Origin of the sequence: Cohnella herbarum (assembly GCF_012849095.1) — a bacterium.
GTDB classification, from domain to species: Bacteria; Bacillota; Bacilli; order Paenibacillales; family Paenibacillaceae; genus Cohnella; species Cohnella herbarum.
Genome location: NZ_CP051680.1, coordinates 2,572,756 through 2,587,357, shown reverse-complemented (window position 1 = coordinate 2,587,357; position 14,602 = coordinate 2,572,756). Strand labels below are relative to the sequence as shown.

The window sequence follows — 14,602 nt, the reverse complement described above, 5'->3', positions numbered from 1 at the left end:
TGCTTAAGATGTTAGCTACTGTATGTCCCTGCTCAATGAACGTCTGGGCAACGTCGAGTTTGTCATTGAGGCAGGGTTCGTCTTTTTTACGAGTTCGCGCAGCACCTCGATCTCTAACTCTTTTTGCCCTAACGCCTTTAATGCACGCTCGTACTTTTCTTCCAGATCTGCAAGTCGCTTGGACTCCATAACTCGTTCGTCGATCGTTGGCAATGAATCTGCCCCAAACGTCTCTTGATATTCCACTACCCATGCTCTAATTGTTTTCGGAGTCACGTCATACTTTCTGGCCAGCACGCCTGCTTTCATTCCCGCAAGAGCCTCTTGTGCTGCTTTGTAACGTACTTCCTTAAAGGCATTATTTCGCTGTCTCATTTCCGCTCGCCCCCCTAATGAAATACTACCTTATTTCCCTAGCCATTCTCCAATTCATTTAGGGGGCTTAATAGAGATCACCGCCGGCGCATCCAATAGAGCACTGAGTGTACCTTATCTCCCCCGCAGGGTGGGTGACGAACCAAATAAAGTACTGAGAGTACCTTATCTCCTATGCAATTGGAACACGCAACCTCATAGCGCACAGAAAGTAACTTACCGTCTAACCTTTAAGTACGCGAAGCCGACCGGGAGCGTAAAGCGCGGGTCGCCCAAATGCAAGTCATAAACAACAGCACGCCGGACAACACGAACAGTCCCTCGATGCCGATGAAACCCGATAACGCGCCGCCCATAATCGGACCCATCATGTTGCCGAGGCTGAGGGCGCTGCTATTGAAGCCGAAAGCCCGGCTTTCCATTCCGTCCGGCGTGTACCGGCGAACGAGGGAGTTGACGGTCGGGATAAGTCCGCCCATGAAGCAGCCGAGCAGAAACCGGAACACGAGCAGCTGGCCGACCGAGCCGACGAAAGCCTGCGGAATCAGCATGACCGCCGCGCCTGCCAACGATACGAGCAATATTCGGGTCGCCCCGATTCTATCGCTTAACTTTCCGAGAAGAGGCGCGCATATCATGTTGGATATTCCGGTTACCGAACCGACGAAGCCGGCATAAAAAGCCAGGTTCTCGGTCGTTCCGTGCAGATCCTGCACGTATAGCGGGATTAGCGGCATCGGGCTTAACATCGCGAATTGAATAAGGAAAGTCACGGTTAGCAGCACCGGCAACTGTCGGATTACCATCAAATCGCGCAACCCTTTGAAGACGCTCATTTGTTTCTTCAACGCCGCGGCAGCTCGGTCGAAGTTTTCTTGGACGAGCAGCCACGAGATAACGGAAGCAAGAAACATCAAGCTTCCCGTAATATAGAAAATCGGCCGGAATCCGAAATTATCGGCCAGCAACCCCCCGATAAACGGACCGAGGATCGTCCCCGCCGTGCCGCCGGACTGCAAAGTTCCCATCGCGAAGCCCATTCGGTCCTTCGGCGTAGTGGCCGATACGAGCGAAACCGCCGCGGGCGTATAACCGGAGATGACCCCGTTCAGCATCCTCAACGCCAACAAATGCCAAGGGGCGGTCGCGAACCCCATGAGCACCATAACGAGGGACATTCCGAAGCCCGATCGCAGCAGCATCATTTTACGGCCATACTTGTCCGATAATTTACCCCACAGCGGTTGAAAGATGAACGAGGTAATAAAGTTAGCCGCGAAAATAAATCCGGCCCATACCCCGATCTCGTGTCTATCGGTCAATCCTAGATCTTGTTGCAAATATAGGCTCAGGAAGGGCATGATCATCGTCATCCCCGCCATAACCAAGAAATTGCCGCCCATTAAGACGAACAAATTGATTTTCCAACGTTGCATGAGCTACTCCTTTCCCGAAGCTGCCTACGTACAGTCAGTATATCATAGGCTAAACGAGCGCCTAATAACAGCATTGTCAAACTATTGTCATACTCCGCGGGGAGTCCGAGGTTGTTCGGTCGGGATAAAAGGGGCATAATGAAAGCAACGAGAAAGACAATCCGATACATAAATGAGGCAAATAAAATGAAAAACGATCTTTTTTTGCGAGCAAGCCGGGGAGAAGCGGTTGAACGAATACCCGTATGGTATATGCGTCAAGCCGGTAGGTACGATCCCGATTACCGTAAAATCAAAGAGAAATATTCGCTGTTAGAGATTTGCAGACAGCCCGAGCTTGCGGCGGAAGTGACGTTAATGCCGATCAAGAAGCTAGGGGTCGATGCGGCTATCCTTTATTCCGATATTATGAATCCCGTAGCTTCGATCGGAATCGATTTCGATATCGTGAAGGATATCGGCCCCGTCATTCATAATCCGGTGCGCAGCGCGAGCGACGTAGAACGATTAACGCCGATCGATGTCGAACGCGATCTGTCCCATGTTCTCGAGACGATCAGAATATTGGACCGCGAGCTAGACGTTCCTTTAATTACGTTTGCCGGAGCGCCGTTTACGCTTGCCAGCTATATTATCGAAGGACGTCCGACCAAATCGTATATCCGGACGAAGACCCTCATGTACAGCGAGCCGCAAATCTGGCATCGCTTGATGGGCAAGCTGGCTGACATGGCAGCGACTTATTTGCGCGCGCATATTCAATCGGGCGCCAAAGCCGTGCAATTGTTCGATAGTTGGGTAGGCTCGCTTGCTCCCCATGACTTCAAAGCTTTCGTGCTTCCTCACGTGGAAAGCATTTTCGCGAGCCTGTCCGATCTGGACGTTCCGAAAATTTATTTTCCTGGCGTTAGTTCGGGAGAGTTGCTGCCACAGCTTACCGGCTTGAAGGCGAACGTCATCGGTTTGGATTGGCGGGTTCCGCTGTCGGAAGGAAGACGCCGTCTCGGCGGCAAGTTTGCCATCCAGGGCAACCTCGATCCTTACGTGCTTACGGCTCCGTCGGAAGTCATTCACGAACATGCCCGTATGATTCTAGACGACGGGATGAAAGAGCCCGGCTTTATTTTTAACCTTGGACACGGATTGTACCCGGAAGCTTCCTTGGATAAGCTGCGGGAATTAACGGAATATATTCATGCTTACAGCGAACAACAATTGTCGGCGGGGGCGAGATCATGAGCGTGACGGCCAAGAAAGCCATCGGAGTACTCGTCATGTCCTACGGGACTCCGGAAAGTTTAGATGGCGTGGAAGCTTATTACACCCATATTCGCAGAGGGCATCCGCCTTCGGCGGAACAATTGGAAGATCTCACGAGCCGATATCAAGCGATCGTCGGCGGCGTGTTCCCGCTTCGCGAGAATACGAACGGCCAAGTCGCTGCTTTGCAGCGTACGTTGGATAGCTTAGCCGGCGAAGGGACTTACGCCTGCTATCAGGGCTTAAAGCATGCTTCGCCTTACATAGAGGACGGAGTTGCGGCGATGGCGGCGGCAGGCATTACGGAGGCGATCGGCATCGTTCTGACGCCCCAGTACTCCGCGATGAGCGTCGGCGGCTACATGAAACGCGCGCAAGAGGAAGCGGACAAGCAAGGGATCGCCTTTAAGGCCGTTCAGGAATATCATCTGCACCCGCAATTGATCGATGCGTTAAGCAAACGAGTCAACGATGGATTAGAGCGGTTAGGCGATTCGCGTGAGGACTCATTGGTGTTGTTCAGCGCGCACAGCTTGCCTGCTAAGATTTTGGAAATGAACGATCCTTACGCGGATCAATTGCTTGCGACATCAGCGGCAGTGGCGAAAGCAGCAGGCGTCGAGAAGTGGCAGTTCACATGGCAAAGCGCTGGACAAACCGGACAGCCATGGCTTGGACCGGATATTCTCGAGACGTTGGAACGGCTAAGCGCCGAGGGCGTGAAATCGGTGCTCGTAACGCCCGTCGGGTTCGTATCGGATCACTTGGAAGTTTTGTACGATATCGATATCGAAGCCCGGAAGTTCGCGGATGCACGCGGAATACGTCTGGAAAGAATTCGCATGCTGAACGATGATCCTCAGTATATGAACGCTTTGGCGGATTCGGTCATCGGTGCGGCGAACGGGAGGACGAATTAATGGAACAGCGATTACGCCGGGTGGCGGTGCTAGGCGGCGGATTGACCGGCCTTAGCGCCGCTTTTTATTTACTGAAGCTATCGAAGGAACGCGGGGAGAACATCGAGGTAACCGTCATCGAAGGATCGAACAGGCTGGGCGGCAGAGTGAACACGTTAAGACGGGATGGCTACGTGATCGAACGGGGGCCGGATTCGTTTCTCGCGCGCAAACTTCCGATGATCGAGCTCGCCAGGGAACTCGGCATTGCGGTAGAGTTGACGGGGACGAATCCGTTAGCGAAGAAAACTTATATTTCCTTGGACGGCCGGCTCCATCCGATGCCGGAAGGGTTAACGCTCGGTATCCCATCCGATCAGGAGAAATTCATGCGGACGGATCTCGTTTCCGAGGAAGGCAAGCTTCGCGCTCTCGAAGATTTAAGCATGGCGCCGGAAGACGATCAAGGCGATGAAACGGTCGGAGATTTCCTTGAACGCAGAATGGGCAAGGAAATGGTAGAACGGATTTTCGAACCGTTGCTCGCGGGCATCCATGCCGGCGATCTGTATCGATTGGGACTTCAAGCGACCTTTCCTCAGTTTAAGCAAATGGTCAGGGAGCATGGCAGCTTGATCGCGGGTACGAAAGAAGCCCAACTGGATGCGGCGAGATTAAAGGCGGAAAAAGAAGCGAATTCGCCCGCTGCGGCGGCAACAAACGCGGACTCTGAGCCTTTGCCGTCATCCGTGTTCATGACTTTCCGCAACGGGCTATCAACCGTAATCGAAGCGCTTGAGGCTCGAATAAGAGCCGATGGTTGCTTAATTCGGATGGGGTCCGAGGTAGAATCCTTAGCACCCATACCGCAGCCGCAATCGAACGTGGCAGACCATGGGACTTATCGGCTTAACTTATCGGACGGCAGTGCTTTGGACGCAGACGAGGTATTGTTTACGTTGCCGGCTTATGCGACGTCCGAACTGCTCTCGCCCCATGTCGATGTGTCGGCGTTAACGAATATACGGTATATTTCCGTCGCGAACGTTGTATTAGCCTACGATGAAGCGGGTTTTAATCACGATTTGGACGGTTCGGGTTTCCTCGTACCGCGAGGGGAGCACAGACATATCACGGCAAGCACATGGACTTCCTCGAAATGGCTTCATACCGCGCCGAAAGGCAAACGGCTCATACGGTGTTACGTTGGACGAGCCGGCGCCGAGCAAGGCGTCGAGCTGAACGATGCGGTGTTGGCCGGGGTCGTTCAACGCGATCTGCAAGATCTGACGGGGCTAACGGCAACGCCTGAATTCGTCGAGATCACGAGGCTTCGCCATTCCATGCCACAATATCCGGTCGGTCATGTGGACGCGATCGCGAGTTTCCGAGATAACCTAAGCGCGAGTTTGCCGGGGGTGCTAGCGACCGGCGCCGCGTTCGGCGGAGTGGGCTTGCCGGATTGCGTCGAGCAAGGAAAGAAAGCGGCGGAGGCTTTACTAAACTATCGGAAAGCCTAAAATTCTACTTGGCTATCAAATTAGCTCGGAAAATTGAATGGCACGAGCTTTCAAATTGTGAGACGGTCAATTTGACCGTTACACACCATCGCTTGAGCAAATCTCCCCATCCAGGCGGTCATTTTGACCGCCTGGACACTTATCATAGGCGTATTTTCCCCAAAATGCTTATTGAGACGGTCTTTCCGACCGTCTCTCAAGTTGAGTAGGACAATATCCCGTATGAGACGGTCATTTTGACCGCTACAATAATGCATATGAATCAAACGATTATTCACTTGGCGATTAGACATATTCAAATTATTCGAGGGAAAATCTGCTCCGCACAAAATAACGCAATCTACGACGAGTTACTTCGCTGCATATTTTTATGCTAGGTGCCGAATCCGGCGATTTTGTATGCGAAAAATCATACACAATTTTACTGCAAGCGCCGAATCCGGCGATAGACGCCGCAATTAGATCGTCCTGCTTATACGCCTGTAAGCGATCGGGCCGTACCCGATCCGGGCTTTGAATAAGCGGGAGAAATAATGAACGGAGCCGAAGGCAAGCCTGTCCGCGATCTCGCCGACCGAATCGTCGGAATCGGCCAGCAGGCTCTTTGCCAGATCCAGCTTGCGTTCGAGAAAATACTCGTGCGGAGACATTCCGTATTGCTTCAGAAACAAAGACGAGGCATGATTTTCGTGATAATTCGTCCATTCCCGCAGCCATGCCCGATCGTAAGGCATGGCTGCTTTAACTTTCAACAGATCTTGCACTTTCCGCATCAGCCTGCCTTGCTCGGAGCCCGTCTCGGTTTGCCGGCGAACGACACGGCGCAGCTCCGAGAACAGGCGAACGACGTTCGCCTGATTCAGCAGATGATGATACGGGTCCGATTGCTGGAAGCAATGAACGGTACTTTCGAATAACCGCTCCGCGTCCGAGCCAGGAAATCGGACATATTCGGGAATTCGCAACGAATCCTGCTGCGAGCCGATAAGCCACTCGTTGCTCCGATTAAGACCGTAATCCTCGGCAACGGCCGTCGGCTGGAGATAAGCTACCGCGCCTTGCGCGGGAATGGTTCCTCCCGTCTTGAAATGCAGTCCGAAGAGCACGAACGGCTTAGCTTGGTCAGCCGTAAACCGATGGGGAACATCGGGGCCGTAATGAAATAAATCGCCGCTGGTTGCCGCGTATTTTCTCCCCTGGATTTCCGCTTCTCCGAAGCCCTCCGCAACCCAGATAAACTGGTGGTCATGAACGATCCTCGGACCGAATCGATAACCTGGCGAACAGACAAGCCGATTGGCATAGGACACGATCGGACTTAAGTTTTCCCAGCCTATTTCCCAGCTCATTTTTCGCGCCTCTCCTTCTTAAATTCTTCGTAAAGTACAAATCTTCTTCATGAACCCTAAATCAATCTTGAAATACATCCATTATAGTAAAAGGGAAGAATTTATGAAAGATAAAATCAACTCCGTAAGGGAGAGGAGAGGGACATCGGGATGACTCTGCCATCGAATACGCAACTCGCGGTATCGAACGAATTTCTGAATGACATTCCCGCATTACGGAAGAGGCTGCAGGAGGAAGGCTATTTATTTTTCAAGGGAATCTTGGACGTACATGAGCTGACCGGGATCAGAACCGATATGTTGGTGCTGGCCAGCGAATACGGATACGTGAAATCCGGCGTCCCGCTGGAAGACGGTATTTATTCGGGCAAACCGTTCCCGACGTCCGGTAAATTCGAGACTTCGCCGCTATATCGGCGCATACTGGATCTCCCCCGGTTTAATGCATTTGGCGGCAATGCGGTGCTCTCCTTATTGCTTTCGGGTTTGCTGGATTCCGAAATTCAAGAGCACCGCCGAAGGATCGGAAGAATTACGTTTCCCGGGAGCTTGAAGAACACGACTCCGCCGCATCAGGATTACTTTTACATTAAGGGAACTCCGGATACGTATACGTGCTGGATTCCGGCAGGCGATTGCCCGGAAGAGTTAGGCGGGCTCGCCGTCATGCCGGGTACGAATCATCTGGGCATGCTGGTTCATGAGCCGATGCAAGGGACGGGGGGACATGGGGTCACCCATGAAAGATGCAAACAACTCGGAAAGCCATGGCTAACGGCGGATTTCAAAGCGGGGGATTTGCTTCTCTTTCACGGGCATACGCTTCATAAGGCATTGGACAATCGGACGGAAGATCGGTTAAGAGTGTCGTTAGAATACCGGTTCCAACGCAAAACGGACGTCATAGATCCCGGCTCCATGCAGATTCATATGAACGGAGCTTTCGAGCAATAGAGACTTGCAAGCCGTTTTCCGAGTTATTAAGATATCGGGAAACGGCTTTTTTGCATCACGTTTAGGAATGCGGAAGTGTTAGAATAATAGGAAAACCGTATTGGGCAAGCTTGAAGGGGGATTCATATGAATAAAGGCAGAGCAGGGCTTTCGGGCCTATGGCGGAATATCCGGTTACCTTACAAGCTGATTCTGGTCTATACTCCCCTGATCCTGCTTCCGGCATTGGCGGGAATCTATTATTTAACGGATAGCTATACGACTTCCTCGAAAGCTAGAACAGCCGAATACGCGACCGACCTGCTTAGCTTGATGGGGCAGAAAATCGACGATCGAATGCGAAGCTACGAGCAATTAAGCAAACAAATCATGACGGACGGGGATCTTCTTAAGCTGGTGACGACGGAACCGGAATCGAAGTACGATCAATTCAGAATGGAAAGTATCATTAACGAAAAATTAAACGTGTTATGGCTCGGCGCCGATCAGAACAGCTATATTCGCTCGATCAAGATCGAAACGCCGACTTCGATGTATACCTACGGTAAAAATTCAATCGACCATTACGGCGTGCAGAATCCGGAGTACAGGCAAGAAATCCAAACGATGCGGGGCGGGGCGAGATGGTTTCCTCCCGAATCCTATAACGACGGGTATACGAGTTTTAAAGCGTTCCGATTGGGACGTACGATTCGCGACGAGAAACTGAACGAGCTCGGTACGTTGACGCTTGTCATCCGAACCGAGTCGATAACGGATATTTTCAAACAAACGAAATTTCAAGAGGATACGGCGCTTAAGCTAATGGACGCGAACGGGAAAGGTCTCGTCGATAACGGAATTTCCGTAGATCCGGGAGAGAAACAACTATTGTCCTATTCCGAAGATAAGATCCAGAACGGTTGGCAGCTATCCGTACAATTGCCGCTGAAACAGCTATACGAGCCGATCTATCATACCGTGCGGCAGGCGCTCTTCATCGTTCTCATTTGCATTTTGCTTGGTTTGGTCGTGACTCATCTGCTGGCCCTCGATTTGGTCATTCCGATTCGCCGGTTAATGATGAACATGAAGATGGGCATCAAGGGGGTACGTCCCGGCAAGCTGAAGAGGTTCGGCGGAGCGATTGAGGTCGTGGAGATGAACGATACTTTCATTTCCATCATGTACGAGATCGAACAGTTGATCGACGCCGTGGCGAAACAAGAAAAGAAGAAGAAGGACGCCGAAATTCGCGTTCTTCAGAATCAATTATCCCCGCACTTCTTGTATAACACGCTGAATTCCATTCGTTGGATGGCAATGATCCAGAAGCAGGATAATATCAAAGAAATGGTCGATTCGTTAAATACCTTGCTTACCTATGCCTTGAGAGGATCGGGAGATCCGGTCCCGCTTACCGATGAGATCGCGATTTTGCATAGTTATGTCACGATTCAGCAAGTCCGATATCAGCATTTCGAGTTTGCAACGGAAATCCCGCAGCATCTGGAGCAGGTTAGAGTGCTTAAATTTCTGCTCCAGCCGTTGATAGAGAACGCGCTTATTCACGGATTGGCTGCGTCCGATCATCCGGGCGAGATTAAGGTATCCGCATACGAAGAAGCAGATTCGTTGAAGGTAACGGTAAGCGATAACGGAGTCGGTATGTCCGCGGACAAAAGAACAGAGATCGTCAGCGGGCTCTCCGATCCGAGCCGACACTTCGGATTGCATAGCGTCAATGAACGAATTCAGCTTCATTACGGGCATCAATTCGGATTGTCCATACAGAGCGAACAGGGCAAAGGCACGGAGATTACCGTAAACGTGCCGCTACGGAAAACGGACGAAACGGACGAAACGGGGGAACGAAACGATGCGTAGAGTGATGATCGTCGACGACGAAGCGCTCGTCAGAATCGGCCTGCAATCGATTATCGATTGGGAAAGCCGGGGATACCGGATAACGGGAGTGTTCAAGAACGGGGAAGAAGCGATCGCCGCGGCCGGGAGGGATACGTTCGACATCGTGCTGACCGACATCAGAATGCCGGGGATGGACGGATTCGAGTTGATTCGCAACTTGAAACAGTTGGACAATGGCTTGAAGTTTATTATTCTAAGCAGTTATAGCGATTTCGAATATACCCGGCAAGCGATTCAAGCGGGCGTTACCGATTATATTTCCAAATACGAGATGGAACCCGTCGAGTTGTTGCGGGTATTGGATTCGCTCTCCTACGAGGAACGAAATTCCGTGTCGAAGCCGGATGCCGGTGCTCAGTATCGCCCGCATGATCGTTCGAATGTCAGGGCGGAAGAGAAGACGAGCATGTTGCAGCGGACGGCGGAAGGCAACGAAATTAGGCTTGAGGAAGATTATCCGGACTTATACGAAAGGCTGGAAGCGGAAGGTCGGACGCTGCGTTGGATATGCTTAAGACCGGTTCCTCGGGAATCGGGCTATTCCGCCACGGAGAAGAAGGCGATGTCCTTGCAGGCGGAAGAAATCTTCTCGCGAATGAAACGGCTTGAATATATCGGAGAAGATTCCGGACTTCTGCACGGTCTATGCATGCTCGGAGAAGACGAGACGGAAGCGGACGGATTGGTTCATCTGCATCAGAAAGCGGAAGAGTTGAAGGCGGCTTGGGCGAAAAACTTGAATATCGGCTTGATTGCGGGAATTAGCTCCAATACGGCGCTAGAGCGGATAGGGGAGTCCAGAAAGGAAGCGCAGCAGGCGATCCAGCTTTATTTCTATGAAGGCGCGGGCATTTATTTCAAAGAACAATCCGTACTCAGCTTGATCTCGGAGCAGGAATGGCTGGAAGGATACAAGCAGGCGAGAATCGAAATTCAGTATTTGCATTTCAAGAAGGTGGGCGAGGAGATCGACAGCCGATTGAACGATTCCCGGCGAAGACTCTATCCGAGCGAATGGCAGCGTTTCGGGGAAATGATCGCCACCCATCTCATGGACTTGCTGATCGAGCGTTACGACTTGGACATGGAGGGGATCAGAAAGAGATTCGGAGCTTTATGGCCTCTGAACGAAGCGCTTAAGAAAGTCACGAATCGAATGGAATATTCCGCCATCCTGAAGACGATGCTATCACGGACGGAAGAAGTCATCGCATCGATGCAACCGAGCCGGGGGTGGGTGCTGAGGGTTAAAGAATACGTAGAGAGCCGTTACAGCCATTCGATTCGATTGGAAGAGGCCGCAGAGATGGTCAACTTCAGCCCGAACCATTTCAGCCAGCGGTTTCGTCAAGAGACGGGGGAAGCATTCTCGGACTACGTGACCCGGATACGGATTCGCGAGGCGATCCGATTGTATAAGGAAACGAATTACTCGACGGAAGAGATCGCTTCCCGGGTCGGGTATTTAAATTCGAATTATTTTATTAAAGTGTTCAAAAAAACGACGGGCTTAACGGTAAAGCAGTTCAAACAACAAGGTTGACCCAAGAATATGGCATCTCGTTCGGATCATTTGGAACATTGTAACATCGTCGTTGCCCATAGTCCGTTCCAATTGGCATCTTCATTGGGGGTTACTGCATGGAGCGGGAATATGCAATCGCTTACAATTAGAAGAGATCGCGATCGCTTTATCGTACGCAAATGCGAATATCGGAGGGGTTCTAATTGAAGCTAAAAAGGTTGGTTATCGTAATTGCGTTCGTAGCCATGATCGGAGCTTTGCTGCAAGGCTGCGGCAACGGAAACAAAGAGGGCAATTCCAGTCCGTCGGCATCCGCGCCGGCAAGCCCGTCCGCGAGCGCTCCGGCGGAAAGCTCGGAACCGCCCAGCGAACAAAACGTAACCTTGAAAGTCTGGGGAGATTTAGGGAATCAAGCCGTGCTCGAGGAGCCGTTCAAAAAAATCAATGCGGCCTTCGCGGCGAAATACCCGAACATCAAGCTGGAGTATGATTTCGCCCAGAACGACCAAAGTTTGAACGTCGCCTTGCAAGCGAACGAACTGCCCGATCTCTTCTGGGTACAAGGCGACAAAACGTCGAAGATGGCAGAGATGGTCAAGAACGGTTTTCTCAAGGATCTGACGTCCTATAACTTGGATTTGTCTAGATTCGCGGATTCCGAGAAAACGTATTGCACCATCGATGGCAAAGTCTACTGCTCGTTGCCTTCCTTCTTCGATACGAACGTCGTGTATTACAATAAGGATCTTTACGAGAAAAACGGGATTAAATCGCCGACGAACTGGGATGAATTCGTTCAAGGCCTGGAAACTTTGAAGGCAGCCGGAGTAACGCCGATCGCGTTGGCCGGCAAGAGCGAGTGGGATCGCGCATGGCCGGTGTTCGCATTAGCGCCCGCATTCGCAAATGCGCAATTGAAGGCAGCGCAATCCGGAGATGGCAAGATGACTGACCCGGCAATCGCCGACATGCTGCAATCGTTCCGCGACTTCGCGGACAAAGGCTACTTCGGTAAAGATTTCCTTGCCCAAGATTATGCGGCCGCCCAATTCGCCTTCACGAACGGCAAAGCGGCTGGAATTATCGACGGTACGTGGGCTAACGCGACTTACGTCGATTCCGGAATGAATTTGGGTCGGTTCTCGATTCCGAACAAGGATGGCAAGAAAATCGTACAGTCCAGCTATAGCAACTTCATGACTTATGCGGTTTCCGCTAACTCCAAGTATCCTGACCAAGCGGTAAAATACATCGAATTCTTGAATTCGCTGGAAGCCCAGCAAATTCTGGAAGACGCGATCGGACTTGTCCCTACGCTTAAAGACATCGTTGCGAAGGACGAAGGAGTCAAAGAGCTTGCCGTATTCGACGAAGCCGGAGTGAACATCTATTCCGTTCTCACCGCGTTGTCGACACCGGAATCTAACGCGGCGGACGTCCTCATGAAAGACGTTATTCCGAAGCTTATGACTTCGGCGATAACGGGAGCAGAGGGAGCAGCCACGCTGGATAAGGCGGCTAAGTACCCGACGAAATAAAAGCTTGCATAGAATTCGGGAGGCGGTCAATCGGCGTCGGGGACGCCGCTTGGCCGCTTGTCCTAGCAAAGAGGGTGTTTCGGTTGACTTGGTTCAAGAAGCGACCGTTCTTATGGTTTATTTTACCGGGATTCCTATTGTACAGCTTATTCTCGGTCTATCCGATTTTCTCGGCGTTCCAGATCAGCCTGAACCAATGGGACGGGATCGGGGCGAAAACGTTCGTCGGCTTGGACAATTACGGGGAGCTGTTCGGCAATAAAGAGTTGTTCTCCCAACTGACGGGAGCGTTCCGCAACAGTGTCGTGCTGTTCCTTCTTAACGCTTTTGCCGTGTTGCCTGCCCAGCTCTATATGGCTTATCTGCTATATAGCGGTATCAGGGGACATCGCTTTTTTCAAGCCATGATCTTCTCCCCCCAATTTATCGCGACGCCGGTCATCGTATTCATGGGGACGTTAATTTTCGACGGGAATATCGGCGTATTCAACAAGCTGCTAGAAGCGGTGGGTTTAGGAGAATGGACTCGTCCATGGATCGGGCTGCCGGAGCTCGGCATCTTCATCGTTTGGATTATGGTCGCTTGGTCTGGTATCGGCGTGGGGATGATCTTCTTCCTCGGGGCGATGAAAATGATTTCCAGCGAAGTGATGGAAGCCGCGTTACTCGAAGGAGCTTCTTATTGGAGAAGGTTTTTCAGCATCGTGCTTCCCCAGATCAAGACGACGGTGCTTAACATGCTCATTCTAACTTATATTTTCGCGATGACGATGTTCGATTTCAGCTTTATTCTAGGCGGCGTTTCTGGCGGAATTAACCGCAGCGTCGACGTGATGGCGTTATTCTTCTACCGGATCGCATTCGGAGACAACAGCGCGGTAGGCGGCACGATGAACGTGAACGCGATGGGTATGGGCACGACGATCGCCTGCGTCATGTTCGCCGTCATTTTTATCGTCGCGGTCGTACAGGTGATTCTCACCTATCGCCGAACGGAGGATTAAACATGAACAACTTGCGTCCGACAAGAACGTATGTCAGCTCTGCCATTCTATGGCTTTATTCGTCCTTCACGCTATTCGTCCTGGGATATATGACTTACCAATCCTTCAGGTCCAAGAAAGAGCTATTGTCCAATACGTTCGGATGGCCGGACGTGTTCGGTTTCGCTAATCTCAAAAAGCTGTTCGCGGAAGCGGACTTTCTTCGATATTTATTTAACAGCGCTTGGATATTAATCGCGACGCTTGCCGCAATCATTATGCTGTCGTCCATGGTCGCTTACGGCATCGGCAAGTACCGGTTCCGGCTCAAGGGAGCGGTTCTTATTTACTTCCTGATCGGACTCATGTTTCCGGTTCAACTGGGTATCGTCCCGATTTTCCTGCTCATTCGCGACATGGGATTGTTGAACTCGCAATGGGGCGTGGCGCTTGTGCTGGCTTCGGGTCTGTCCATGCCGGTGTTCCTGCTGACGACTTTCTTCGAGAAGCTGCCCAACGATCTGTACGAATCCGCCAAGATCGACGGCGCGGGCGAGTGGACGACGTTCATCCGGGTTATGTTTCCGCTGGCTAGTCCGGTTATATTCAGCATCTGCATCATCATGTCGGTGCAAATCTGGAATCAATTTTTCGTGCCGCTAATTATGCTGCAGAGCGAGGACAATAAGACGATTCCGCTCATGATCATGAAATTCACGAACAACCTGATGTACAACATCGATCTGGCGATGGTGGGCTCGGTTATGGCGACGGTACCGATCCTGATCTTGTTCTTCTTGTTCTCAGGCAAAGTGCTGGAAGGAGTCGCTTCCGGGGGAGTCAAGGGCTAGCGTG

General features: G+C 51.5%; 12 protein-coding genes. 9 read left to right on the top strand and 3 right to left on the bottom strand.

What is annotated here, in order from left to right; all coding sequences use genetic code 11:
- Window positions 1–15 precede the first annotated feature (15 nt).
- On the bottom strand, window positions 16–375 hold the full coding sequence (locus HH215_RS11680) for a helix-turn-helix domain-containing protein (protein WP_169278257.1): 360 nt from the start codon (window positions 373–375) through the stop codon (window positions 16–18).
- Between the two features lie 230 nt (window positions 376–605).
- Complete coding sequence (locus tag HH215_RS11675) at window positions 606–1,811, bottom strand: MFS transporter (protein WP_169280060.1); 1,206 nt, start codon at window positions 1,809–1,811, stop codon at window positions 606–608.
- A gap of 186 nt (window positions 1,812–1,997) precedes the next feature.
- On the opposite strand from HH215_RS11675, the gene hemE reads away from it, so the two are divergent.
- Genes hemE through hemG form a run of 3 tightly spaced genes read left to right on the top strand, consistent with a single transcriptional unit; the run spans window position 1,998 to window position 5,490 of the window.
- Entirely contained in the window at window positions 1,998–3,050 is a 1,053-nt protein-coding gene (gene hemE / locus HH215_RS11670; RefSeq protein ID WP_169280059.1) for a uroporphyrinogen decarboxylase, read from the top strand.
- A complete protein-coding gene (gene hemH, locus HH215_RS11665; protein WP_169280058.1) occupies window positions 3,047–3,991 on the top strand; it encodes a ferrochelatase in 945 nt (314 codons plus the stop codon). The genes hemE and hemH overlap by 4 nt, the downstream gene beginning before the upstream one ends.
- Window positions 3,991–5,490: a protoporphyrinogen oxidase gene (gene hemG / locus HH215_RS11660; RefSeq protein WP_169280057.1), complete on the top strand. Its 1,500-nt coding sequence runs from the start codon at window positions 3,991–3,993 to the stop codon at window positions 5,488–5,490. The genes hemH and hemG overlap by 1 nt, the downstream gene beginning before the upstream one ends.
- Window positions 5,491–5,948: 458 nt before the next feature.
- On the opposite strand, the gene HH215_RS11655 is transcribed toward hemG, so the two are convergent.
- Window positions 5,949–6,839, bottom strand: coding sequence for an AraC family transcriptional regulator (locus HH215_RS11655; protein ID WP_169280056.1), 891 nt, complete (start codon window positions 6,837–6,839; stop codon window positions 5,949–5,951).
- Window positions 6,840–6,989: 150 nt separating this feature from the next.
- Here HH215_RS11655 and HH215_RS11650 point away from each other — a divergent pair, with 150 nt between their 5' ends.
- The 6 genes from HH215_RS11650 to HH215_RS11625 all read left to right on the top strand — a co-directional run bounded on the left by HH215_RS11650 (window position 6,990) and on the right by HH215_RS11625 (window position 14,598).
- The gene (locus HH215_RS11650) at window positions 6,990–7,793 is read left to right on the top strand and encodes a phytanoyl-CoA dioxygenase family protein (protein WP_169280055.1); all 804 of its coding nucleotides are present in this window, start codon (window positions 6,990–6,992) and stop codon (window positions 7,791–7,793) included.
- A gap of 126 nt (window positions 7,794–7,919) precedes the next feature.
- Window positions 7,920–9,659 (top strand): sensor histidine kinase, encoded by a 1,740-nt coding sequence (locus HH215_RS11645; RefSeq protein ID WP_169280054.1) that lies wholly within the window; start codon window positions 7,920–7,922, stop codon window positions 9,657–9,659.
- On the top strand, window positions 9,652–11,244 hold the full coding sequence (locus HH215_RS11640; RefSeq protein WP_169280053.1) for a response regulator transcription factor: 1,593 nt from the start codon (window positions 9,652–9,654) through the stop codon (window positions 11,242–11,244). Before HH215_RS11645 ends, HH215_RS11640 begins: the two co-directional genes overlap by 8 nt.
- A 185-nt stretch (window positions 11,245–11,429) precedes the next feature.
- Window positions 11,430–12,764 carry an ABC transporter substrate-binding protein gene (locus HH215_RS11635; RefSeq protein ID WP_169280052.1) on the top strand — a complete coding sequence of 445 codons (1,335 nt, stop codon included), beginning with the start codon at window positions 11,430–11,432 and terminating at the stop codon, window positions 12,762–12,764.
- A gap of 83 nt (window positions 12,765–12,847) precedes the next feature.
- The gene (locus tag HH215_RS11630) at window positions 12,848–13,768 is read left to right on the top strand and encodes a carbohydrate ABC transporter permease (protein WP_169280051.1); all 921 of its coding nucleotides are present in this window, start codon (window positions 12,848–12,850) and stop codon (window positions 13,766–13,768) included.
- A gap of 2 nt (window positions 13,769–13,770) precedes the next feature.
- Window positions 13,771–14,598, top strand: coding sequence for a carbohydrate ABC transporter permease (locus HH215_RS11625; protein ID WP_169280050.1), 828 nt, complete (start codon window positions 13,771–13,773; stop codon window positions 14,596–14,598).
- Window positions 14,599–14,602 lie beyond the last annotated feature (4 nt).